General features: G+C 66.2%; 22 protein-coding genes. 1 reads left to right on the top strand and 21 read right to left on the bottom strand.

All coding sequences use genetic code 11. The features are described from left to right. Positions 1-43 precede the first annotated feature (43 nt). The 16 genes from MHN80_RS03035 to MHN80_RS03110 all read right to left on the bottom strand — a co-directional run bounded on the left by MHN80_RS03035 (position 44) and on the right by MHN80_RS03110 (position 16,691). Entirely contained in the window at positions 44-1,483 is a 1,440-nt protein-coding gene (locus MHN80_RS03035; protein WP_239399459.1) for an aldehyde dehydrogenase, read from the bottom strand. Positions 1,484-1,527: 44 nt separating this feature from the next. Then, the gene (locus MHN80_RS03040; RefSeq protein WP_064570028.1) at positions 1,528-2,712 is read right to left on the bottom strand and encodes a hypothetical protein; all 1,185 of its coding nucleotides are present in this window, start codon (positions 2,710-2,712) and stop codon (positions 1,528-1,530) included. Then, positions 2,709-3,152 carry a Zn-ribbon domain-containing OB-fold protein gene (locus tag MHN80_RS03045; protein WP_239399461.1) on the bottom strand — a complete coding sequence of 148 codons (444 nt, stop codon included), beginning with the start codon at positions 3,150-3,152 and terminating at the stop codon, positions 2,709-2,711. Before MHN80_RS03045 ends, MHN80_RS03040 begins: the two co-directional genes overlap by 4 nt. Then, the gene (locus tag MHN80_RS03050) at positions 3,149-3,463 is read right to left on the bottom strand and encodes a hypothetical protein (protein WP_239399463.1); all 315 of its coding nucleotides are present in this window, start codon (positions 3,461-3,463) and stop codon (positions 3,149-3,151) included. Before MHN80_RS03050 ends, MHN80_RS03045 begins: the two co-directional genes overlap by 4 nt. A 71-nt stretch (positions 3,464-3,534) precedes the next feature. Beyond that, positions 3,535-5,031 (bottom strand): acetyl-CoA acetyltransferase, encoded by a 1,497-nt coding sequence (locus MHN80_RS03055; RefSeq protein ID WP_239399465.1) that lies wholly within the window; start codon positions 5,029-5,031, stop codon positions 3,535-3,537. A 109-nt stretch (positions 5,032-5,140) separates the two neighbouring features. Continuing rightward, on the bottom strand, positions 5,141-6,229 hold the full coding sequence (locus tag MHN80_RS03060; RefSeq protein ID WP_068884409.1) for an ABC transporter ATP-binding protein: 1,089 nt from the start codon (positions 6,227-6,229) through the stop codon (positions 5,141-5,143). Between the two features lie 27 nt (positions 6,230-6,256). After that, on the bottom strand, positions 6,257-7,009 hold the full coding sequence (locus MHN80_RS03065; protein ID WP_004019421.1) for a hypothetical protein: 753 nt from the start codon (positions 7,007-7,009) through the stop codon (positions 6,257-6,259). Positions 7,010-7,103: 94 nt separating this feature from the next. Next, on the bottom strand, positions 7,104-8,057 hold the full coding sequence (locus tag MHN80_RS03070) for an MlaD family protein (protein WP_239399467.1): 954 nt from the start codon (positions 8,055-8,057) through the stop codon (positions 7,104-7,106). After that, complete coding sequence (locus MHN80_RS03075; protein ID WP_239399469.1) at positions 8,054-9,067, bottom strand: MlaD family protein; 1,014 nt, start codon at positions 9,065-9,067, stop codon at positions 8,054-8,056. The genes MHN80_RS03070 and MHN80_RS03075 overlap by 4 nt, the downstream gene beginning before the upstream one ends. Continuing rightward, positions 9,064-10,125 (bottom strand): MlaD family protein, encoded by a 1,062-nt coding sequence (locus MHN80_RS03080; RefSeq protein WP_239399471.1) that lies wholly within the window; start codon positions 10,123-10,125, stop codon positions 9,064-9,066. The genes MHN80_RS03075 and MHN80_RS03080 overlap by 4 nt, the downstream gene beginning before the upstream one ends. Continuing rightward, a complete protein-coding gene (locus tag MHN80_RS03085) occupies positions 10,125-11,108 on the bottom strand; it encodes an MlaD family protein (RefSeq protein WP_239399772.1) in 984 nt (327 codons plus the stop codon). The genes MHN80_RS03080 and MHN80_RS03085 overlap by 1 nt, the downstream gene beginning before the upstream one ends. Then, a complete protein-coding gene (locus MHN80_RS03090) occupies positions 11,105-12,112 on the bottom strand; it encodes an MlaD family protein (RefSeq protein ID WP_004019426.1) in 1,008 nt (335 codons plus the stop codon). The genes MHN80_RS03085 and MHN80_RS03090 overlap by 4 nt, the downstream gene beginning before the upstream one ends. A 1-nt stretch (position 12,113) precedes the next feature. After that, complete coding sequence (locus MHN80_RS03095) at positions 12,114-13,199, bottom strand: MlaD family protein (RefSeq protein ID WP_004019427.1); 1,086 nt, start codon at positions 13,197-13,199, stop codon at positions 12,114-12,116. A 1-nt stretch (position 13,200) separates the two neighbouring features. After that, positions 13,201-14,064 (bottom strand): ABC transporter permease, encoded by an 864-nt coding sequence (locus tag MHN80_RS03100; protein ID WP_004019428.1) that lies wholly within the window; start codon positions 14,062-14,064, stop codon positions 13,201-13,203. Between the two features lie 4 nt (positions 14,065-14,068). Further along, positions 14,069-14,929 (bottom strand): ABC transporter permease, encoded by an 861-nt coding sequence (locus MHN80_RS03105; RefSeq protein WP_004019429.1) that lies wholly within the window; start codon positions 14,927-14,929, stop codon positions 14,069-14,071. Between the two features lie 370 nt (positions 14,930-15,299). After that, a complete protein-coding gene (locus tag MHN80_RS03110; protein ID WP_239399473.1) occupies positions 15,300-16,691 on the bottom strand; it encodes an aldehyde dehydrogenase family protein in 1,392 nt (463 codons plus the stop codon). A 167-nt stretch (positions 16,692-16,858) separates the two neighbouring features. Between MHN80_RS03110 and MHN80_RS03115 the strand changes: the two genes are divergently transcribed. Then, a complete protein-coding gene (locus MHN80_RS03115) occupies positions 16,859-17,656 on the top strand; it encodes an enoyl-CoA hydratase-related protein (protein WP_004019431.1) in 798 nt (265 codons plus the stop codon). Between the two features lie 13 nt (positions 17,657-17,669). On the opposite strand, the gene MHN80_RS03120 is transcribed toward MHN80_RS03115, so the two are convergent. The 5 genes from MHN80_RS03120 to MHN80_RS03140 all read right to left on the bottom strand — a co-directional run bounded on the left by MHN80_RS03120 (position 17,670) and on the right by MHN80_RS03140 (position 24,134). After that, positions 17,670-18,965 (bottom strand): TetR/AcrR family transcriptional regulator, encoded by a 1,296-nt coding sequence (locus tag MHN80_RS03120; RefSeq protein WP_004019432.1) that lies wholly within the window; start codon positions 18,963-18,965, stop codon positions 17,670-17,672. A gap of 48 nt (positions 18,966-19,013) precedes the next feature. Further along, positions 19,014-19,838 (bottom strand): alpha/beta fold hydrolase, encoded by an 825-nt coding sequence (locus tag MHN80_RS03125; RefSeq protein ID WP_239399475.1) that lies wholly within the window; start codon positions 19,836-19,838, stop codon positions 19,014-19,016. Then, positions 19,835-22,030, bottom strand: a complete 2,196-nt coding sequence (locus MHN80_RS03130; RefSeq protein ID WP_239399477.1) for a 3-hydroxyacyl-CoA dehydrogenase NAD-binding domain-containing protein — start codon at positions 22,028-22,030, stop codon at positions 19,835-19,837. The genes MHN80_RS03125 and MHN80_RS03130 overlap by 4 nt, the downstream gene beginning before the upstream one ends. Positions 22,031-22,085: 55 nt before the next feature. After that, positions 22,086-23,300: an acetyl-CoA C-acetyltransferase gene (locus tag MHN80_RS03135; protein WP_239399479.1), complete on the bottom strand. Its 1,215-nt coding sequence runs from the start codon at positions 23,298-23,300 to the stop codon at positions 22,086-22,088. 105 nt (positions 23,301-23,405) lie between these two features. Beyond that, a complete protein-coding gene (locus MHN80_RS03140) occupies positions 23,406-24,134 on the bottom strand; it encodes a nitroreductase (RefSeq protein WP_239399481.1) in 729 nt (242 codons plus the stop codon). Positions 24,135-24,234 lie beyond the last annotated feature (100 nt).

Below are 24,234 nucleotides of genomic sequence, written 5' to 3' on the forward strand. Positions count from 1 at the left end.
ATTCTCTGCTGGTGATCATCTGTGGTCGCATCGGAGACGACGGTCACCGAGTGGCGAAATAGACCGACTTGGCGGAGACGTACGGCGCCATGCCCTCGGGGCCGAGTTCTCGTCCGAGACCCGACGCCTTGACCCCTCCGAACGGTGCTGCGAGATCGAGTGCGTAGTGGTTGACACCCACTGTGCCGGTATGGATTCGGTCGGCGATGGCGAGGCCCCGGGCCTCGTCGGTCGTCCACACCGTGCCGCCGAGCCCGTACTCGGAGTCGTTGGCGATGCGGATCGCGTCGTCCTCATCGAGGTACTCGGTGATGGTGAGGACGGGGCCGAAGATCTCCTCCTGGGCGATCGACGCAGAGTTCTCCACGCCGGCGAACACGGTCGGTTCGACGAACCAACCCTGCGCCTGATCGGCCGGGACGCCGCCGCCGGTCGTGATCCGATGTCCCGCGGCCCGGCCGGCTTCGACATACCCGAGCACCCGGTCGCGTTGCGCGGCGCTGACGAGCGGCCCGATCGCGGTCGCCTTGTCCAGCGGATCGCCGACCCGTAGTGCCCGGACGGTCTCGGTGACCGCTTCCACGACGTCGTCGAATCGAGCTCGCGGGGCGAGGATTCGGGTGCTGGCGTGGCAGGTCTGGCCGTTGTTCACCAGCGAGACGTCGAGCAAGTGCCGCGCGAACTCGTCCAGATCGGCGTCATGCGCCACGATCGCCGCGGATTTGCCGCCGAGTTCGAGGGTCACCGGACGGAGGAGAGCACCGCAGACCTCACCGATGGCTCGGCCCGCGGCGGTCGATCCCGTGAATGCGACCTTGTCGACCCCGGGGTGCCGGACCAGGTAGGCGCCTGCCTCACGTTCGGCAGGAACGATGTTCAGGACGCCCTCGGGAAGTCCGGCCTCCTGCGCGGCGTCGGCGAACACGAACGCATCCAGTGCCGTCTCCGGTGCGGGCTTGAGCACGATCGTGCATCCCGCGGCGAGCGCCGGCGCGATCTTCATCGCGGCCAGCGGCTGAGGGTAGTTCCACGGCGTGATCGCCGCGACGACACCGACCGGCTCACGACGGACGACGGTGCGTCCACCGAACGCGCTCGGACGCACGTCCTCGGTGTCGGAGGCGCGGATCAGGTTCGCGTAGTACGACAGCATCGCCGCCGGGCCGTATCCGTTGACCGACTTCGACAATGCGATCGGCATACCGTTCTCGCGACTGACCAGCTGGGCGGTGTCACGGGCACGTGCGGTCAGTGCGGCGGCCAACCGGTCGAGGACATCGGCCCGCTCGCGCGGCCCCGTCGACCGCCAGGGTCCCGCCAACGCCGACCGCGCGGCGGCGACCGCACGATCGATGTCGGCCGGGCCGCCCAGTGCGCTTCTGCCCAGCGGCTTCTCGGTGGCCGCCTCGATGACGTCGTACCCGGTGCCCGACTCCGCTGGTGTCCACTGTCCACCGATGAACAGATCGTTTCGCTCGAACATGTCTTCTCCCTGCCCTTGTGGTGTCGGGGTCCTGGTGGTCGTGGCTAGACGGTCTCGGCGTGGCCGAACAGCACCGAACTGACGAGCGGCGCCATCGGGCCGCCGATGAACAGCGACGTCCGCACGTCGGCAACCTGATTGGTCGACGTGCCGCGAACCTGACGGACCGCTTCCACGGCCAGATTCAGTCCGTTGATGAACGAATCCGCCAGATTGCCGCCGCTGGTGTTCACCGGCAGCTTCCCGTGGGGTGCGGTCAGATTGTCGACGGTCATCACGGTGCCCGCCGCCTCGCCGGGCGGGCACAACCGGTGATCGATCAGCGCGGCAACCGCCGGACCGCTGAAGTTCTCGTATACCTGGACCACATCGACGTCGTCCGGTCCCAAGCCGGCCGACGCCCAGAGACGCTCGGCTACACCGGGTTTTCCGTTGTTCGCCGGACCGAACCCGGCCGTCGAATACTGTGCGTCGTTGTCGACCCGCTCGCAGAACCCACCCGGCGCTCCCTGTGCGCCGGCGAGCACGAACGCCGGGTCCCGACGGAGATCGCGCGCGCGGTCGGAACCGACGAGCACCAGCGCGACCGCGCCGTCGCTCTCCCGTGAGCAGTCGTAGAGATGGAAGGGCTCGGCGATCATCCGCGAGGACTCGTAGGTCTCCTCGTCCAGCGGCTTGCCGTGGCCCTGCGCCGTCGGATTCTGCTGCGCGTGCTGGTAAGCCGCCAACACCAGTGAACGCATCGCCGAGCGGGGCACGCCGTCGTGTTCGAGCATGCGCTGAGTTCGCATGGCACAGATCTGGGCTGGCGAACCCACGCCATGCGCGAGGAAGTGAGATCCGTAGTGGTACTTGGCATACCCCAGGCGACCGGTGTCGGCCTGGGACATCGCGCGGTACACGACGACGCATTGCGCCTGACCCGACGTGATGGCGACGGCCGCATTGGTGATCGCGGCCGCCACGCTCCCGCCACCGCCGCCCCACATCATGTTCGACCAGCGCAGTTCGTCGATCATCAGTGCGGCCCCGAGGATCGGCCCGTCGTTGGAACCGCCTGCGTAGGAGACGAATCCGTCGACCTCACGAGGCGACACCCCAGCGTCGGAGCACGCGTCGAGGATTGCCCGGATCGTCATCTGCTGCTCGGTGAGCGGTGACTGCCCGCGCTTGTAATGCATCTCGGAGACGCCGACCACGGCAGCGCCACCACGAATCCCGTTGCTCATCTGCGTTCTCCGTCGTTCGTTTCGGCCCGCTGCCAACGGAGAAGCGGCCACGGTTCACCGTCGCGCTCCTCGAAGACGCCGACGACGCGATCGCCGATCTTCGGGGTGCTTTCGGGATCGTCGGTCAGGATGCCCAGCACCCGCCGGCCACCTGCATTCTCCAGTTCCACGAGCACGCTGACATAAGGGAGCCGGTCGGCCAGTTCTTCGATGTACGGATACCAGCTGCGGCTCCAGCTGTAGATCGTGCCGACGGGTTCGACTGTCTCCCAGCCGAGATCGAGCGAGTGGCAGTTCCCGCACACCGACTGGGGGCTCCAGGTCCAGGTCGAGCAACTGCGGCAGCGCTGGAGGCGCAGCTCCCTCTCGGCCAGCCCATCCCAGTACGGCTGGTCCAGCCCGTCGGCGGCGGGCCCCCAGGGGATGTCGGCAGTCGTCATCGCACCGACTCGGGCGCGAAGTTCTCCAGGGCCCCGGCGAGCCACTCGCCGTCCCGGCGCTCCCAGATGGAACGTAGCCCGATCTCGCGACCCTCGGTCGTGTAGACGGTCTCTCCGACCATCCGATCACCGTCGGCCCGGACGCCGACGATCCGGTGCGCGTCCACCGCGCCGCGCGGGACGTCGACGCCGTCGAAGACCGCCGGGATGTTCTCCTGGATCATCTCGGCCACCGCGGCCTTCATGTCTCCCGCAACCACGTGCCCGACATGATGCTCGTAGCGCACCCGGAAGTCATCCAGTTCGCTCATCGTTGCTCCTCCTCACCACCGGGCCGTGCCCGACGTCGTTGCGTAAACCTTACGGCTTTAGTTATAAGGCGTCAATCGAGATGTGCGGAGCCGTCGGTGGCCACACGCACCCGTCGCCCCTGAGCCTCGGTGGTCGCGAGTTCGTCCAGGTCGCTGCTGTCGGTGATCACCGCCAGGGTGCGGCCGCCGCCGTGAACGCGACCGGCGACGAATGCCCGCTCAGGGACTCCCGTGCGGTCGTAGGCCACCGTCCAGGTCTCGAGTTCGGCGACACCCTCGTGGGATTCGACCACCTCGACCGTCGGCTCGGCACCCGTCCATGCCCGGTGCACCGTTTCGGTGACATCGTCCCGGCGAAAGCCCGCCGCGGGCGGCTCGGTCGAGTACACGCCGAAGGCGTGCTTCGTCAGGTACCCACTGTTCGCGGTCACCAGGCCGAAGGTGCCGGGCGACCCGCGCAACCGGGTGGCCACCGTGGCGATCGCATGCGTGCTGTAGTTGTTCCACGGACCGCCCGCGAAGGTGAGCCCGCCGGTGCAGGTCAGCGGACGTTCCGGATCGTCTGCGGGAACGCCGATCTCGCGCGCCGCCACCTGCACGGCCGAGGGAAAGCAGGAGTAGATGTCGAGGTGAGCGACGTCGTCGGTCGCGATCCCCGCGAGTTCGAGCGCACGGGCGGCGCCGATCCGGATCGGTGCCGAACCGTTCAGGGCGGGACGCGCCGCGACGGCGTCGGTGTCCTTGGATTCGGTTCCGCTGTGTGGGAACACCCACGACGAGGTGGGGATTCCCAGGCGTCGTGCGGTCTCGACCGAGCACATCACCAGTGCCGCACCCTGGTCGACCATGTTGTTCGAGTTCAGCAGCTTCGGGTAAGGAGACGAGATGAGGCGATTGCCATCGGTCGGAGTCGTGATCTCCCCCGGGGCATACGTACGCCTGGTCCAGGCGTAGGGATTATCCGCGGCAACCTCGCTGAACGACGACCACAGTTCCCCGAGCAACTTCTCGTGGTCGGCGATACTCCGACCCGCTCCGACGCGGAGAGCCTGCTCGAACAACGGGTAGACGAAGGACGGTCTGTCGAGTCCGATCCGCCGCTCGCTCTCCGCCTCCATCGGAACGTCCGGGACGATGATCGGCGCGGACGGCACAGTTTCGTCCTGTCGGGTCCAGTCGGGCCGTTCCCCCTGTGCGCGGAGTTTCATCCGCGTGCGCCAGGCTTCTGCACCCCCGATGAGAACGACGTCGGCGCGGCCCGTGGCAATGTCTTCGGCGGCACCGTTGACCAGCACCTGCGGCGTGCTGCCGCCGTTCCCGGTGTAGCCGGTGTGTCGCGGATCTGCCCCGATCCGTTCGGCCACCAACGCACCGGGGTCGCGGTAGCGCCATGACAACAGGCCGACCACGCGGATGGAGTCGATCAGTTCGAGGAGGCGCGACGTCCCGGCTTCGGCAGCCGCATCGTGTGCCGCGCGCGCGATGAGATCGACCGGCTCGACGCCACCGTCGTGAGCGGTGATCTGTCCGCCGCCGACGAGGACGGGCGTGCGGGGATCGATGGTCATGGTGGCCTGCCTTCAGTTCGACGAGACGGCGGTGACCGTCCCCTCAAATCTAATCTCGATAGGTAATAGGCCGCAATCCGCCCCTCGTGGATTGCGGCCTGGCCCCGCGTCAGACGCGCGGGAGTACCTCCGTGGGAGCGTCCTGCCAGATCCGGTCGTCGCGTCGGCGATCCGCGATGTCGGCGGCATGCGCGCGGTTCTCGCCGCGGATCTGGTCTTCCTGCTCCTGGCTGCGGCGGATCGCCTCCTGGGCGTTCTGCGGCAGGTCGGGAAGCATCTGATGGACGCGCTCGCGGTGACGGGCGATCGCCTTGCGCTCGGGCATACCGGGATTGGGCTGCACCTGCGGGATGATCTCGGTGAAGTCCTCCTTGGTACCACCACCGGAGATACCCGCAGCCGCCATCGCCGCCTCCTGGGCGACGAGGGCCTCGTCCTTCTCCTCCGACATGCCGATCGGACCGAACCGGTCACCGGAGAGGAACTGCTTGACCACCGGCTGCTCCGAGGTCAGCAACTGCTCACGCGGACCGAACATCACCAACTCCTTGCGGAACAACATGCCGATGTTGTCCGGGATCGTCCGCGCGATGTTGATGTTGTGCGTCACGATCAGGATCGTCGCATCGATCTGGGCGTTGATGTCGATCAACAACTGGCTGATGTAGGCCGTACGCACCGGATCCAGACCAGAGTCCGGCTCGTCACACAGAATGATCTGCGGATCCAGCACCAGCGCCCGCGCCAGACCGGCACGCTTGCGCATACCACCGGAGATCTCACCCGGGAGTTTGTCCTCGGCACCGGTCAGACCGACGAGGTCGATCTTCTCCATCACGATGTCGCGGACCTCGTTCTCCTTCTTCTTCGTGTGCTCACGAAGCGGGAACGCGATGTTGTCGAACAAACTCATCGACCCGAACAACGCACCGTCCTGGAACAGCACACCGAACAGCTTGCGGATCTCATACAGTTCCTTGGCCGAACACTGCGTGATGTCGGTGCCATCGATGATCACCGACCCCTGCTCGGGATGCAGCAGACCGATCAAGGTCTTCAGGAACACCGACTTACCGGTACCCGACGGACCCAGAAGCGCGGAGACCTCCCCCTCCGGCAGAGTCAGCGAGACATCACGCCAAATGTTCTGCGAACCAAACGACTTCGTCAGGTTCTCCACACTGACCTCAACACCCATCTCGTCCTCCAGCTCTCGTGGTCGTCGTCAGTTGCCCGGAACGGGCGGATCGGCGGGGGCGGGTTGCTCGGCGGGCGGATTGCCGGGAATCGGTTGTTCGCCGGCCGGTGCACCGTTGCCGGGACTGTCGGCATCGAGATTCGATCCCGTGCTGCTGATCGCTGTGATCAGCCAGTTCTGGCTCTTGTCGAGGGTCACCCGGTAGGTTGCCGTCGACTCGATCCCCGAGGGCGCCTGCACGTTCTTCGTCTGCACGTTGACGAAAGCGACGACCTGGTAGGTGTTGCCGTCGACCGATTCGACCTTGGCCGCGATCGGCTGCGCGGTCGACGACCACTGCAGCGGCCGGAGCAGTTGTTCCATCTGGGTCGACGCCCGTCGGAGCCGTTCGGAGAGCTCCGGTGATGTGCCCTTGGTGAGCAGGGTCCGCCACTCATCGGGGTTCTCGAAGCTCATGTCGGCGGCACCGGTGGCGTAGTCGAGCGCCACCTTCTCGGCCGCAGCATCGTCGGCGGCGGCCGCGTTCAACCGGTCGACCTCGCTGGAGGCGCTGGACCACTGCCACCCCAGCAATGCCATCGCTCCGACGACGAGCACAGCGACGGCGCCGATCAGGATTGATCGCAACGACACCGAGGCGGTGCTCAGTCGCCCGCGCTTCGTGGGTTCAGCGCGGTCCGCCGCCGAGTCGCCCGATGCTGCCGTTGCCGTTTCGGTATCCGCCGAGGCCGAGTTCTCGTCGGCGTCGGTCTCGGTGTCCGTGGTGATGGTCTTCGTCATCGCCGGTCTCCTGTCTGTGTCTGCTGGTCGATCTGTGCCGGAGCGCTCGGTGCGCTCGCTGCGGAATCCCGCGTCGTGCGGGTGTCGGTCACCGTCACCCCCCGGCCGGGATGCGGATCTCCACAGCCCCGGAATCGGTTGCGTTGATCAAGTTGTCCAAAACCCGGCCGACATCGACGGTCCGCAGCGACGCCGCACCCGAGCGGGTGGCCGGCAGCAGGTTCTCACCGATGATCTTGAGGTCCGCGCCGCTGTCGTCGAGGAATTTCTGCAGAGCCGCGACCAGCGGCGTCGCCCCCTGAGTGATACCGGTGTACATCGGCCCACTCCAGTCGATGGCGTCCTTGACGCCCGACTCGAGTTCGGCGAATCCCACTCCGAAACCGGCTATGTGCGGAGTCGTCGCCCGCAGCAGCCCGGGTATCGGCTGCGACCGCATGAGCAGCGGTTGCATGGTCACCAGCAGAGTGGTGAGTTCGTCTGCGCGCGCGGTGAACTCCGCAGCCAGCAACCGTCCGGCTTTGTTGAGGTCCTCGATGACCTCGATGCCGTCGGGCAGCCCCATGTCGAGTTCGGCGAACACACGCTGGACCTTGTCGGGGTCGGTCTGTCCGAGCACCTCGGTCACCTGTTCGGACAGATCCTTGAACGTGGCGGCGTTGGAGACGTTCTCGCCGTCGATGTAGGCGTTGTCGGACAGGTACGGGCCCCCTGCGGTGGTGGGCATCACCGCGACATAGGCCTCGCCGAGCGCCGACAGGTTGTCGACGCGGAAGTTGCTCTCGACCGGAATGTTCTCCGTGTCGTCGTAGTTCCAGGTGATCTCGGCGCCGCGTGAGGATTGCGAGATCTCGGTCACGTGACCGATCTCGATGCCGCGGAGCAGAACTCGGGAACCGACGAGGATGCCGTTCGTGTCCGCCACCGTGATGGTCGCGTGCCTGGCCGACGGCGAGTTCACGTGTAGTCCGACGCTCAGGATGTAGGCGATGGACAACCCGGCGATGGCGAGCATCGCCACCACCGAAACTCGTGTCTTGGTGATCACTTGATCGCTCCCAACATCCGCAGCAGCATCTTCGTGTCGCCGAGCAACTCCGTCTTGCCTGCCGCCTGAACCGACGGGGCAGCAACCGAGGCGATGTTCACCGATGGCCTCTTCGCGAACGGAATCAGCGTGTCCTCCAAGAACTCGGCCATGGCGGCGCCGGTCGCAGGAGCCTGGTCCCACATCCCACGCCCGGCCTCGGCGGCGTCAGCCGCCGAGTTCAGCAGGGGCACGAGGAACAGACCGCCGGTGAACACCGACCCGACGGAGGGCAGCAGCGTGCTGATGTGGGCCACCAACGATTTCGACACGGTCTTCCAGTAGTGCTCGCCCTGCTCGGAGAACACGTGCTCGATCTGCTGCCGGCTGTCGGAGAACGACCCCGACACCGCGTTCAGGCTGTTGAGCATGCGGTCGAGTTGCGCGGTGTTGCGGGACAGGTCGTCGAGATCCTTCGAGACCGTGGTCGCGATCGACCGCACATTCTTGATCGGCGGCATGGTGCGATTCAGTGTCGCCATCGTGTCCTGGACCTTCTGAATGCTGCCGCCGTTGATGAAATAGGCGAGAACGGCGATGGTGTCCTCGAGGGGCGGCGGAGACGTCGTACGGTCAAGCGGGATCACGCTGCCGTCCCGCAGCAACTCACCACCGCCTTCGGTCGGCGGCTCGAGCGCCAGGTAGGTGTCGCCGAGTGGCGTGTTCTGCCGGATGATCGCCGAGGAGTCCGCGGGGACCGGGCGATCGTCGGTCAGTCCGACCACCACGTCGACACCTTCGTCGGTGGTCTCGGTGTGGTTCACGCGGCCGACCTGGAGCCCGTTCATCATCACATCGGCGCCGTCCGGCAGGTTGAGCACGCTCGCGAACTGCAGTGTGACCTCATAGTCGAGCGGGACACTGCTCTTCACCGACGGCAGCCGGTTCGGACTCAACGCCGAGCACCCGGTGAGTCCGATCACCGCTACGAGCACCGCGGCCACGCCCAGTGCGGTTCGTCTTCCGATCATTTCTGGAGACCCGCCTTCTGCAACAGGATGGACAGTGCATTGACCGGCGCCGACTGTCCGCCGCCCACATCGATCTTCGGCGCGACATACGGAATCGAGAGCGCACCGGAGGACGATTCCTGCTGGCGCATGGCAGCGGCGACGGACGGCGTCATGGACACGAGTTGGCCGAGTTCGGGTGCACGCTGGGCGCCGTAGGCGATGATGTCTTCGACCGGACCGTGTAGCAGCGGCCACAGGATGTCCTCCCCGTAGTTCCGCTGGATGTCGTACATCAGCGCGATCGTCCAGCCGATTCCCCGGCAGAACCTCGCGACGTCGTAGAACAGGGTCGTCCCGAGCTGCGTGACCGAGGGCATCTGGTTCATGATCGACATGATCCGATCCCAGTTCTTCACCGCGTCGTCGGTCAGCGGCGCCATGTCGCGGATCGACGAACCGATGTCGGCGACGAACGCGTCCGGATTCTGCGCCGCGCGGGCGGCGTTCTCGAACATCCGCGACGCCTGCGGACCGGTCCCGGCGAACGCCCGGTCCGCACCGTCGAGGGCGGTCTCCAGGTCGTCGCCGCCGTTGTCGGACAATGACTTCAAGAAGTCCGCCGCAGAAGCGGCGACCTCCGAGATGCTCTTCGGGGTGAAGGAGTTCTCCACGCCGATGCATCGCCCTTCCGCCAGGGCAGGGCCGCCTGCATAGTTGCCCACCAACTCCAGACTGCGGTCGGCCAGTAGCGACTTGGATCTGGTCACAGCCTTGACGTCGGCGGGATAGCTGCGCCCAGGGTCCAGCGAGAAAGTGACCCGTACGTGGTCACCTCGACTCTCGATCCGGTCGATCGCTCCGACGCGAATACCCATCTGGGTGACCGGGTTTCCCTCATACAGGCCGATCGTGTCGGTGACATCGACGCAGAATCCGTCGCCGCCGGGCGCGCCGTCGTCGACGCCGGTGGCGCCTGCCGACGTCAATCCGATCGTGGTGATCACGCCGAGCAACACCACCACGGTCCCCAACGCGATGGCCAGGCGCCGTTTCGAGGAGCCAACGATCTCTCGCATCAGCAGTTCCTTCCGGGAATGGGGATGCACACGTCCTCGGTCCACAGGGTGCCGCCGCCGACCTGACGCATCCCTTCGGGAGTGATCCACTGCGCCAGCTTCTTCCGAGTGGCGACCAGCCCGTCGATGGCCGGGCCGAGCTGCTGCTGCAGCCGGATGATGGTGTTTTTCATCTGGTTCACGTGACTGGAGACCAGTTCGCTGTGGTTGAGGTAGAACCGCATGAACGGAGCCAACTTCATGAGGACGTTCGCGAACAGCTTGTAGGCGTAGTTGAAGCCCGCGGAGTTGACGTGGTAGGTGCTCACCACGATGTCGATCTTGCGGATCAGCTCGAAGACGAACTCACGGTTCCCGTTGAACGTCTGCAGGTACTCCGCGGCGAGCGAGGCGATGTCGTGAACCTGGCCGCGTTGCCTGTCGAACACAGCGGTGACCGACTCGAGACCGTTCACGATGGAGCGCAGCGAGGTGTCGTTCCCATCGAGTGCGCCGGCGACCTGGTCGAGGTTGGCATTGACCTCTCGGGTGTCGACCGTGTCGGTGGTACTCGGCACGGCCTGGATCACATCGCCGATCGAGTAGGGAACGGTCACCCGGCCGGCCGGGATCGGGCCGCTGAGCTCCTCACGCCCGAGCGGGATCATCGTGATCGCGTATCCGCCCACCGGCGTGAGCATCCGGACTTCCATCTTCGTCTGGTCACCGACGAACGTCTCGGCATCGATGCGCGCGGTCACCTTCACCCGATCGGGTTGGAGTGCGACGTCGGACACCTTGCCGATGCTGATGCCCGCGACGCGCACGTCCTGTCCGGACTCGATCGCCGAGGCGTCGGTGACCTCGAAGGTGATCGTCTTCTGGCCCGGCGGACGCAGATAGATGATCGCGAGAGTGCCGAGGAGGGCCGCCACCACGACCAGGACGATCACGCCGAGCACGCCGTCGTGGGAGGTGAATCTGCGTATCCCCTTCTGGTTCATCGATTGCACAGGACCACCTCGCTACCGGTCATCAGGATTCGCACGTCGGAGGGAATGTGCGCGCGACCTTTCGCGCACTGCTTGCTGAACGAGGCATGCGTGTCGATGCCTCGCAGACCTGCAAGCGCATTGGGCATCAGCTGGAAGGACTTCAGCGCTTCCTGCATGGACGAGAACGTGGTCTTGAGGAATACGTCGACATCGAATTCCTCGTTCACACCGAGCGCCACCAGAAGCCTCTCGATCGGTTCGAAGAGTGCGGGTCCGGCGCTGGCGGTGACCGCGAACTCATCCAGAACCGTCATGGCGTTGCTGATCGGCAGATCGACCGCTTCCAGAAAACCCATGACCTGTGGCGACCGACCGCCCATCGTGTCGGCGATACGAGCCAGATTCGACGTCAGGGTGGAGATGAGCTGCTGCCGATTCTCGGCAAACCTCGCCAGCTTCTGGGTGCTGTCCAGCATCGGGCCGAGGCCGCTGCCGTCACCCTGGAGCAGGGCGATGGCGTTCTCGCTGAACTGATTGACCTCGTCGGCGTTCATCGTCGTCAGAACCGGTTGGAGTCCGTTGAACAGTGACGTGATGTCGAAGGACGGAACCGTCTGTGCGGTCGTCGCGTGACTCACCATGGTCCCGGGCGTCTTGCCGGGTTGCAGGTCGAGATACCGCACTCCGGTCAGATTCTGGTACTTGATCGCCAGGGTCGACGTCGACGTCAGCTTCTGGCTGTCGTCCATGGTGAACTCGACCCGCGCATAGGGGGATCCGTCGTCGTTGCGTTCGAGGTCGACCGACACGATCTTGCCGATCCGCTTCCCACGGAATCGGACGTCGCCGTTGTCGTGGAGACCCGACGCATCGGTGAAGTCGGCGCGGTAGGTCACCACGCTGGCGTCGACCGGGTTCCGCATGGCGTTCACGACGAGCACGAACAACATGACGGTCACCGCCGCGACCACCGCGACCTTGGCCCCGGCGACAACTGTGCTGCGAGATGCCATCTCAGTTCCCTCCCGCGCGTCGACCGTCGATGGACTTCATACGTTCCAGCGGACCCGAGACGGCCGGCACGCTGTCGAGGAGGAGGCGCAGCTGCAGCGTCTTGCTTGCATCGTCGCCCGTGAAACTGTTGCGCAACTGCTCGATTGCCTTTCGTGTCTTCGCCATCGACGCACCCCCGCCGATCATCTGCGGTACCGGGTCGATCAGATATTTGAACGAGGTGACCAGGGGCGTCAGGTCGGCCGAGTGGGAAGCCAGCAGCGTTCCCGCCGCACCGAACAATCCGCCGGAGGCGACTTCCAGCGATCGGTTCATGAGATCGTGGTACGCCTCGTCCACTCCTCGCGAACCGTCGGGCATCTTGTTGAAGACGCTGCCGGTGATCGCGTCGAGAGCCTTCATCGCCTCACGGTTGAATCCCGGGAATGCCTCGGCAAGGTCGTTCATCTCGCGCAGCAGCGTGCTGGGCAGGTGGCGTTGGGTGCGCGCCACCTTGTCGGTGAAGATGATCGCGGTCTCGATCAACGGGGAGAGTCCGTCGGCGTAGCGCATCACCTCGTCGAGGCTCTCGATCATGTCCCGCGTCAGGGTGCCGTCCACGACGATCGAACTCCGCTCGATCATCGTCGACATGGTGAAGTCGGGGGCCGCGGAACGCCGGAGCGTCTGTCCGTCGGACAGTTCCGACCCACCCGGCATCGCGATCAGGTTGACCGCGGTGACGCCGAAGTAGTTCTGCGGCCGGTAGTCGACCTCGAACGAATCGGTGAGACTGTCGGCGGCCTGCGGATCGAGCACCACGTCGACGTGCACGACTTCGGGGTCGGTGGAGTCGATGGCGGTTACCTCGCCGACCTCCGCGCCGCGCAACAGGATTCGGCTCCCGGTGTCCACCCCCGGGCCGAGAGCCGGCAGCACCAGATGGAGATCGGTGCCCTTGGGCGCGGTGGCCCGCGGATAGACCACGGCGAAGACCGTGACCACGACGGCGAGTACCGCCACCGCGATGACGCCGGCGCGGACCAGTGTCCGCGTCTGGCCGCGGGCATCCCCGCGGAGGAAGTCCTGACTGCTGTATGACGACACGTCAACCCCTGAACGGAAGGACCGGATTGAGGCCCCAGATGGCCACGGTCATGAGGAAATTGAGGACAACGATGGCCACCAGGCTCGCACGGATCGCCCGCCCGGATGCGGCACCGACACCGGCCGGCCCGCCGGACGCGAAATACCCGTAGTAGCAGTGGATGATGGTGATCACCGCACAGAAGATGAGTGCCTTCGCCACCGACGCCAGCAAGTCCGGTATCGAGACGAACTGGGCGAAATAGTGATCGTAGGTCCCCTCGGGTTGGTCGTGGAACAGCTTCACGATCAGCCCGCCTGTCAGGAAGCTGACGACCAGGGCCATGAGGTAGCTCGGCAGGACCACGAGCATGCCGCCGATCAAGCGTGTCCCGACCACGAACGGGATCGCGCGAAGACCCATGGTCTCGGTGGCGTCGATCTCCTCGGAGATCCGCATGGCACCGATCTCGGCGGTCATCCGGCAGCCTGCTTGAGCCGCGAATCCGATCCCGGTGATGATCGGCGCGACGACACGGATGTTGCCGAACGAGTTGATGATCCCGGTCAGCGCGCCGAAACCGAGGAGGTCGAACGCCATGAAGGCCATGATCGCCACCACCGATCCCACGGCGATCCCGAGGAAGAACATCAGGCTCACCACACCGCCGTCGACGATGATCGAGCCGCTGCCCCAGGCCATGTCGTTCATGGTCTTCATCGTCTGCTTGCGGTAATGCCGGATTGTCGTGGGCAGCAGAACGAATGTCTTGCCCACGAACACGACGATCTGACCGAAGGTGGCGAACGCGTTGGTGAAGCTCTCGCCCACCGAACGTCCCAGCCGGCCCAGTGCGCCGGTACGAGGAGCTGCGTGTGTTGTCATGTCGTCACGCCAATCGGGCCGGGAAGAACATGGCCTGCAGCTGGCTGACCGCCATGTTCGTCATGAAGATGCAGAGGACGCTCAGGACCACCGACGCGTTGACCGCGTTGGCGACACCCTTGGGCCCGCCCTTGGCCTCCAGCCCTCGCAGGCTCGCGATCACCACGACGATGAACGCGAACAGGACCGCCTTGAGGACCGAGAACATCAAGTCCGTCGGTGTCGCGAAGGTGCCGAAGGACTGCCAGAAGCTGGCCGGTACCACGTCGTTGACGTTCGCCGAGATCGCAAGTCCGGCTGCGACTCCCGAAGCGATGATCATGACGCAGAGCGCCGGCGCGATCGCCAGCATGGCCAGGAACCGGGGCACGATGAGCCGCTGAACCGGATTCACGCCGATGACCCGCATCGCCTCGATCTCCTCGCGGATCGATCGTGCGCCGAGATCCGAGGCGATGGCCGACGCCGCGGCGCCGCTCATCAGCAGGCCGGCCGCCATCGGGGCTCCCTGGTTGACCACGCCCAGGCCGCTCGCGGCGCCGGCGAGTGAGTTCGCACCGACCTGATCCATGACACCGCCGACCTGAACCGACACCTCGGCGCCGATGGGCACCGCCATGAGAAGCGCCGGGAGCGCGGTGACCTTGAACAGCTTCCACATCTGATCGATCACCTCGGCACCGGCCAGGCGCAACGAGAGCGCGTCGGTGATCGCGAAGCGGATCATCTCCATCGCCAGACGCGCCGAGCGGCCGATGGTCGCCAGACTGCGTGTGATCCGGTCGATCACGCCGCCACCCACCCTGCGGAGCGCGTCAACCGACCTCACTCCTGGACTGCGCTCTCCCAGAGCACTGACGGTCATTGGTGATCCTCTCGAATTGTCGCGGAGCCATCCGCGTCGGTCGTACTCCGGGTGACGTTCCACCCCTGGCTGTCTGGGACGTTTGACCACCCGGTGGCGCACGCTTGCGGCCACTTCCACCAGACGTGCCTGTGGCCTAAAACCTTTAGTTGAACTACTGTGACCCCCGACACTTTGACCGCTCCTGAGCCTAGCAGTCATGAGACGTAATCTGTCAAGTGTCAGCAGCTCGGGATCGAAGGAATCGCCACCGAACCGGGCCAACCGGACACCGAGAGACGCCGCCGGCGACCTTTCGGACACGTCCGGCCGCCGGACGCGCTCTCGGCGCAGTCCGGTCAACCGACATCGGCGGCATCCCCCGGGCGGCTCAGCCCATCAGCCGCCGCAGCACCTTCTCCATCGCACGGCTGTATGGCGGGTAGGTCGCCGCCAGGTCCGGGCGAGCAGGTTTGCTCAAGACCGCCTTGCGATGACTGAACGTGTCGAATCCGTTCCGCCCGTGGTAATTCCCCATTCCGGAAGCTCCGACGCCGCCGAACGGCAGCTCGGGGACCAGAAGCTGGTACAGCAGATGATTCACCGTCACCGAACCCGATGACGTCCGCTCCACGACCACATCCTCGACCGCCCGGGAACCGGTGAACAGATACAGGGCAAGCGGTTTCGGCCGGGAGTTGACGAAGTCGATCGCGGCGTCGAGGTCGGGCACCGAGATCAGCGGCAACACCGGGCCGAAGATCTCCTCCTGCATCAGCTCGGAGTCGGGATCGGGGTCGGTGACCAGCGCAGGCTTGATCGTCCGCTTGGCATCGTCGATCTCGCCGCCGTACTGTTCGCCGCCATGGGTCTGGAGAACGCGTCGCAGGCGGTCCACATGGCGCTGATTCACGATGCGGGTGGTGTCGTGCGCGGCCCGCAGCGGTAGCTCCTCGAGCAACCGTTCGACCAGCGCGGGCCGTACGGACTCCTCGACGAGGACATAGTCCGGAGCGGTACACGTCTGGCCCGCGTTCACCGACTTGGCCCACGCGATGCGTCTGGCCGCGACGTCGAGATCGGCGTCGGCAGCGACGATCACAGGACTCTTGCCCCCGAGTTCGAGTGTGACCGGGGTCAGATTCTGGGCGCTCGCGGCCATGACCGCGCGGCCGATCGACGTCGACCCGGTGAAGAAGGTGTGGTCGAACGGCTGGGCTGCCAGTGCGGCGCTGACCTCCGCGTCCCCCAGTACGACGCACACAGCCTCGGCGTCGAGGTAGCGCGGGAGCTGTTCGGACAGCAGCCGCGCAGTGGCGGCCGCCAGCTCCGACGGTTTCACCACGGCGGCGTTGCCGGCCGCGAGGCAACTGACCAGCGGATGCAGCGTCAAGAGGATCGGGAAGTTCCACGCGCCGAGGATGAGCGCGACCCCCTTCGGCTCGGACACGACCCATGCCTTTCCGGGCGCGGTCGCGGCGCTCATCCGCACCTTGTCCGGCTTCATCCACCGCGCCACGTTGGCGAGTGAATGCCGGATCTCGTGCCGGACAGGAGCGACGTCGGCCATGAAGGTTGCCATGGACCCGCGTCCGAGATCGGCTTCGATCGCGGCTGCGATCGCCGGCTCGCACTCATCGATGAACCGCAGCAATCCCTCGAGCTGTGCGACTCGCCACGACAGTGGTCGCGTGCGACCACTGTCGAACGCGGATCGCGCGCCGGCCAACGCCGACCCGGATTCGGTGCCGGCCGTGCTCGTCGACATCTCGGTAACACTCATGGTGGCTTCGCTTTCTGCTGCGTCGGGGACTCACCCCCGGGCTGAAGTATGCGGCGAGCGTACACAGTGTTCAGACGTGATGTCAATCACTCGTGGCGGCTTGTGGGGCGCTCGTCCCACCGACCATACATCTTGTATGGAGTGGGCGTCTGCCCTATCGTGAGCTCATGATCGACTGGACCGTCACCGCACACACCGAGACGCTCGAAACCGCGGACGGCGACGGGGTCCGCCGCCTGATGCTGTCGCGCCCCGCCGCGCTCAACGCTTTCGACGAGGCGCTCCAGAGCGACCTCCTGGACGCGGTCGCCGCCGCCGCGACCGACGACACCGTGCGGTGCGTTCTTCTCGCCGGTCGAGGCCGGGCCTTCTGTGCCGGAGCGGATCTCGCGCTCGACGGGGTCGGCCCGGATGTGCGGCTGGCACCGCGGACCGAGCGCGAACTCACGCAGTTCTACAACCCGATCGTGCGCGGGCTGCGCGAGATGCGAAAGCCGGTCGTGGCCGCGGTGAACGGGGCTGCGGTGGGCGTCGGTTGCGCCGTCGCCCTCGCGGGCGACCACGTCGTCGGAGCGAGGTCGGCGTCGTTCGCACTCGCGTTCTCACGAGTGGGGCTCACACTCGACGGCGGCGCCTCGCTTCTCGTCGGGGCGCGCGTGGGATTCGGTCGTGCGTCGCGGATGGCCCTGCTGGCCGAACGGGTCGATGCCGACACCGCGTTCTCCTGGGGGCTGATCGACGCGGTGGTCGACGATGCGGATCTCACCGACCACGTGGAGTCCCTCGCCGGAAAGCTCGCCGCCGGACCCACCGAGGCCTATGCCGCGACCAAACGCAGCCTGAATGCCGCACTGCTCCATCGCCTCGAGGATGCCTTCGACGTCGAGGTCGCGGGTCAGACCGCCCTCGTCGACAGCCCCGGCTTCCGAACCGCGATCACCCGCTTCAGCGGCTCGAAGGGCTGAAAACCGCTGCCTCTCACCGACTTCCGTAGATCGCGGCGTACATGAATCTCGCCACCATGTCGGTGACCGCGTCGATGTCGTCCAGGTGCGTCTCACCGGCGAGCGATCCTGCGATCGTACGCTCGATGGTCCACAGCAGCGTGGCCGTGTATTCGCTGGCCGGTGGCCCGGCCGGTGCCAGACCTCGTGCCCGATCGGCGACGATGATCGATTCCAGAGTCGTCTCCATGGCGTTCATGGCGGCGAGGTACTCGGCTCGCAGTTCCGGCAGGCGTGGCCACTCGTGCACGGCGTTCTTGATCACGGCGCCGGCATGTCCGTCGAGATGAAGCCACTGTCCGACCTGCGCGAGCAAGACCGATGGGTCCTGCCGGTCGACGTCGGCGACCGCGGTCAGCGCGGCGACGATGTCGGCTGCCGCCTGCCGGAACAGAACGACGAAAGCGTCTTCTTTGCTCCGGAAGTAGAAGTAGAAGGACGCGCGGGACGTGTTCGACTGCTTCAGGATCTTCGCCACGGACAACTCGGCCAGCGTCTCGGTGAGCAGTAGTTCGCGCATGGCCTGGAGGATGTTCTGCGCCGTCTCCGTCTCCACCGCGGGATTGTCGATCGCGGGGAGCAACTCCCGCTTTGCGTCGGCGGCATCGCCCGACTTCTTGCGTCGGCCCTTCGGCACCGTCCGGCCGCCGTAGATGGCCGCTTCGTTGATGGCACTCAGCGACGTGGTGACACTCGCCGCCGCGGGAAGCCGATCGTCGAGCCCCCGCGTGCTGACGTAGAAGGCCCGTTCGGAACCACCGACCAGCATCGCGGCCAGCATCTTCGCGGGAGCGCCGTCCGGAGCGCGGCCCTCGGCACGCTCGAACGTGATCTGCTCGGCGACGGCCGCGACGAACTGCTCGAACATCCGCTGCCAGGCCGCGGCGACCGCGGGCTTGCTGTGCATGTGCTCGATGACCGCGCAGATGACCGCCCCATGTCGCGACCACATGTCGAGCGTGTGCTCGAGACTCGAGCCCATGCGCCGTGCCCGATCACGTCCCGGATCGGTGGACCACGGCGCATCAGCGGCGTAGGACTCGTCGAACACTCGTCCCAGAAGCGCCACCAGGACGTCGTACTTGTTGGCAAAGTAGTGGTAAAAGTTGGCCCGGGAAAGGCCGGCCGTCTCCAGGATCTGAGCAACGGTCAGATCCTGGAGAGATGTCGACGTGAGCAGTTCCTCGGTCGCCCGGAACACCGCGAGTTCAGCAGGGGAACTCCCGTCGTAGTCACGGGGGCGCCGCCGCACGAAAGAACTCGAAGCCATAGCGGCATCATACTTCATGTCCGGACACAACGTCTGCCCGGTTCGAGGTCACGCACCGCGCGAGCGCGCCGCACTCACCCCGCGAAGCAGCGCCGCGTCGAAGTCGTCCGGACACTCCAGCATCGGGTAGTGGCCGACGTCGAACTCGACGAGCGTGCTGTTCAGGCGCTCGCGCACCCACCGGGCACCGCGAACCGACAGCGCCGGGTCCGCGGTACCGATGATCTGGGTCACGGGGACGGCGAGACCCTCGAGCAAGTGCGTCTGTTCGGTGCACATCAATGTGCGCAGTGCGGCGCGGCCGGCCCAACTCGGCGTCTGCAGCGAGATACGGTGCAGCCAGTCCAGGATGTGCGGGTCGGGCGCGCCACCCTTGAACGGATCACCGACGGCACGCCGTCGCAGGGATACCCGGTCCGCGTGCTCGGCGGCGAGGAGATTGTCCAGAGGCCCCTCGGGGGGCACCCCGAACGGAAAATCCTCGAACCGCGCCGCCGCAACGCCGTTGGTGGCGACCAACACGAGAGCCCCTGCGAGATCGGGCCGTTCGCGTGCCAGGCGGAGGGCGACCATCCCGCCCAGCGACCAGCCCACGATGGCGGCCGAGCCCAGGCCACGCTGCTCGATGACCTCGAGCGCATCATGCTGCAGGGAGTCGATGTCGTAACCGTCCAGCGGCGCATCCGAGTGCCCGTGTCCTCGGAGATCCATGGCGATGACCCGATGACCGCTCTCGGCCAGCACCCGTATCTGCCGATCCCACACCTCTCCGCTGAGACTCCAGCCATGGATCAGCAAGACGCCCGGACCGTCTCCGACGTCCCGGACCGAGAGCCGGACACCGTCCCGCGTGTGCACGAGGTGCCGGGTCATGACACCGCTTCCGCTTGGCGACGAGAGTCGGCGAGTGACCGGCCGTCGGCGGCGAGCCGGGTCAGTGACGCCGGTGGAAGGAAACGCGTTCCGTAGCGCGCGGCAAGCTCGTTCGCGCGCGCCACGAACCCAGCGACCCCGCCCTCGTAGCCGTCGATGAACTGCAGGACTCCACCCGTCCAGCCCGGATACCCGATCCCCAGCAGCGATCCGATGTTCGCGTCGGCCACCGACTCCAGAACGCCTTCGTCCAGACACCTCGCGGATTCCACGGCTTCGACGAACAGCAGGCGTTCCTTGAGATCGGTCAGGGTCGGTACCTGCTCTGCGGCGGGGAAAGCCGCACCGAGGCCACTCCACAACCCGCTTCGGCGTCCCTCGCTGTACTCGTAGAAGCCGGCGCCGGCCAACCGGCCTGCCCGGTCGAACTCGGTCAGCATCCGGTCGAGCACCGCCTCGGCGGGATGGGCCACCCAGTCGCGCCCCTCCGCCTCGGCCGCATCGCGCGATGCGTCCCGAACTCGCCGCAGGAGTTCGAGATTGAGTTCATCGGCGAGCTGCAACGCGGGTGCCGGATAACCCGCCTGGGTCGTGGCCTGCTCGATCATCGGTGCCGGCACCCCCTCGCCGAGCATGGCGAGCGCTTCGTTGACGAAGGTGCCGATCACCCGGCTGGTGAAGAAGCCACGACTGTCGTTGACCACGATGGGTGTCTTGGCAATCTGACGGGCGACATCCAGTGCCCTGGAGACCGATTCGGCCGACGTCGAGCCGCCCTTGATGATCTCCAGCAGCGGCATCTTGTCCACGGGGCTGAAGAAGTGCAGGCCGATGAAGTCTGCGGGATTCTGCACAGCGCCGGCCAAACCGGTGATCGGCAGGGTCGACGTGTTCGACCCGATGAGCGCACCCGGTGCGAGAACGGGTTCGACCTCTTTCAGAACTCGGGCCTTGAGATCCGGATCTTCGAAGACGGCCTCGATCACCAGGTCCGCGCCCGCGGCGTCGGCAACGTCGGCGGTCGCGGTGATCCGGTCGAGGATGACCCCTCGCTGCGCTTCGGAGAGGGCTCCCGAGCCCACCTTCTTGTCGAGAACCTTTCGCGAGTAATCCTTGCCGCGCTCGGCGGCTTCCGCACTGACATCTTTGAGGACGACGTCGATTCCGGCTGCGGCGCACTGATAAGCGATACCCGCACCCATCATCCCGGCACCCAGGACCACCGCCTTAGTCGCCTTCCACGGGGTCCGTGATGCGTCGCGGCCGCGGAGTCCGTTCACCGTCTGGGTGTCGAAGAACCGGGCCTGGATCATGTTCTTCGCGATCTGCCCGACTGCCAGGTCGACGAAGTACCGGGTCTCGATCCGCAAGGCGTTGTCGAAGTCGACCTGGGCGCCCTCGACAGCGGCCTTCAGGATGTTTCTCGGCGCCGGGTAATTCGCGCCTTTGAGGTCGGCGCGCAGTGTCGCGGTCAGGAGGGGCAAGGAGGCGTGCAGCGGCTGCGCCGGGTCACCCGGGGCCCCGCCTGGTATCGCGTACCCAGGCATGTCCCATGGCTGCCGCGCATCCGGGTTGGCCAGGATCCAGGCCTTCGCCGCCGACGCCAGATCCGCAGGCGAATCGACGAGTTCATCTACGATGCCCAGTTCGAGTGCGGCCGTCGCATCGACCTGGCGACCGGTCAGCAGCAGCGACGCCAGCGCCTTCTGGACGCCCAGCAGGCGCACGCTGCGGACGACGCCCCCGGCACCTGGCAGGAGACCCAGGGTCACTTCCGGAAGCCCCAGACGAACGCCGCCGGACTTCACCGCGATGCGATGGTGGGTCGCGAGCGTGAGCTCGAGTCCACCACCCAGCGCCGTACCGTTGATCGTCGCCACAACCGGCACCCCGAGACGCTCCAGGCGTCGGAGCAGATCCCGGTTTCGTTCGACGAACGCGGTGAAGTCGTCGATGTGGGACCGATCGGCGTGCACGAGGTCGTTGAGGTCGCCACCGGCGAAAAACGTCGACTTCCCGGAGGCGATGATGACGCCGGCGATGTCCTGGGCGTCACCGATCTCGTCGAGTGCGCCCGAGAGCGAGCTGACGAAACGCTCGTTCATCGTGTTCACCCGCTGTTCCGGGTCGTCGATGGTGAGGGTGACGATCGCGTCGTCGTCGATGGTGCGTCGGATCGTGCTCTGGGTCATAGCCGTTGAACTCTCTCTGGTCGTCTGTGGGATTGTCTGGCGTTGGGAGTGGCGATCAGAGCGCCTCCACCACGGTTGCGATCCCCATACCACCGCCGACGCACAGCGTCACGAGTCCGTATCGACCACCGGTCCGGTGCAATTCGTCGAGGACCGTGGAGACGAGCATCGCGCCGGTGGCACCGAGCGGGTGCCCCATCGCGATTGCTCCGCCGTTCACGTTCACCTTCGCCATGTCGAGGCCGAGGTCGTCGACGAAATGCAGCACCACCGAGGCGAACGCCTCGTTGATCTCCACGAGGTCGATATCGTCGACGGTGAGACCGGCTTTCGCCAGCGCCTTGCGTGACGCGGGAGCCGGTGCGGTCAGCATGATGGTCGGATTGTCTCCGGACACCGCGGTGGAGACAATCCGACCGCGCGGCGTCAGACCCAGTTCCTTCCCGATCTGTTCGCTGCCGATCGCGACCAGCGAGGCGCCGTCGACGATCCCTGAGCTGTTGCCCGCGTGATGGACGTGGTCGATCTTCTCGACAGTCGGGAACTCCTGCAGTGCAACAGCATCGAAGCCGGCTGCACCGAGCTTGGCGAACGACGGCCGGAGTGGGGCGAGGGTGGCAGTGGTGGTCCCCTCGCGAATGGTCTCGTGCCGGTCCAGCACCACTGCCCCGTTGATGTCACGTACCGCTATGACCGAGGCGTCGAACCGCCCGTCCGCCTCGGCCTTGGCGGCCAGTTCGTGCGAACGCACTGCGTACGCGTCCACGTCCTCGCGGGTGTAACCGTCGAGTGTCGCGATCAGATCGGCGCCGATGCCCTGCGGCACAAAGCTCGTCGCCAGATTCGTTGCGGGGTCGTCCATCCACGCGGCACCATCGGAGCTCATCGGAACACGGGACATCGATTCGACGCCGCCCGCCAATACCAGGTCCTCGAATCCCGAACGCACCTTCTGCGCAGCAAGATTCACCGCTTCGAGCCCGGATGCGCAGAACCGGTTGACCTGCACGCCCGCCACCGTGCGGGGGAGCCCCGCCGCGAGTGCCGCCGTGCGCGCGATGTCTCCGCCCTGCTCGCCGACCGGGGTCACGACCCCGAGGACCAGGTCGTCGACGCGGGCGGGATCGAGAGAGGGATTCCGGTCGAGGACTGCCGACAGCAAGCCGGTGGTGAGGTCGATCGGCTTGATCGTGTGCAACGATCCCGAGCTCTTGCCCTTACCGCGCGGCGTTCGGATCGCATCAAAGATCAGTGCCTGGGTGTCCGACATTCACAGTCTCCTAGTCATTCTGCGGGCGCTCGGCGCCATCGTCGAGTGCAACATACATTACGTTCATACACTGTGTATAGCCCGTCGCGGCGCCATCCGCGACCATCATCGGTGGAAGGTCGCGACCTCCGCGATCGACTGCCTGCTGGTGCGATACGCGTTGACCGGCGCGTCCCCGTCGGGGTAGCCGAACGAGATACCCACGACCACTCGCCGTTCGGACTTCAACCCGAGATACTCCCGGATCACCGGCGACTGCGTCGCCAGTGCCGCCTGCGGGACGGTCGCGATCCCGATCTCGTGGGCAGCCAGGATGAAGTTGCTGACGAACAAGCCACAGTCGACCGCTCCGTAGGGGCCCAGCGCAGCCTCGGTCGTCACGATCGCCACGTGCGGCGCTCCGAAGAAGTCGAAGTTGCGCAGCATCTGTCGGGCCGAACCGGCCCGATCGGACTTCTCGATGCCGAGGCTTGCATAGAGCTGCAGACCACTCTCGCGACGACGCTCCTGGTAGACGCCGTCATACGCGGCCGGGAACTCGATGTCGGGATTCTGCGCCGGCCCGTCCGCGATCGCGGCCCGCAAGGCGTCGCGCAGACCCTCGGCGGCACCCCCACTCAGCACGTCGACGTGCCACGACTGCGTGTTGCACCACGAGGGAGTCAACCGGGCCACATCGAGCACTCGCTCGATCTCGGCCGGCGGCACCTCACGAGGGAGGAACTCGCGGCAACTCCACCGGGATTCCAGCAGCTCCCGCAAGGTCCGGGGCGGCAGCGATTCCGGAAGCGACGCCGCCGATGGTTTCGTCGATTCCTGGGACAGCGGTGACATCGATACTCCTCGGTCATTGGGGACGGGCCGACGCGTGGAACGCGGCTGGCCGCGAGCGCCTGGCGTCGGCATACAGGCGGCCAGACAATCAGTGTAGACA

This window comes from Gordonia sp. McavH-238-E (genome assembly GCF_022348225.1).
GTDB classification, from domain to species: domain Bacteria; phylum Actinomycetota; class Actinomycetes; order Mycobacteriales; family Mycobacteriaceae; genus Gordonia; species Gordonia terrae.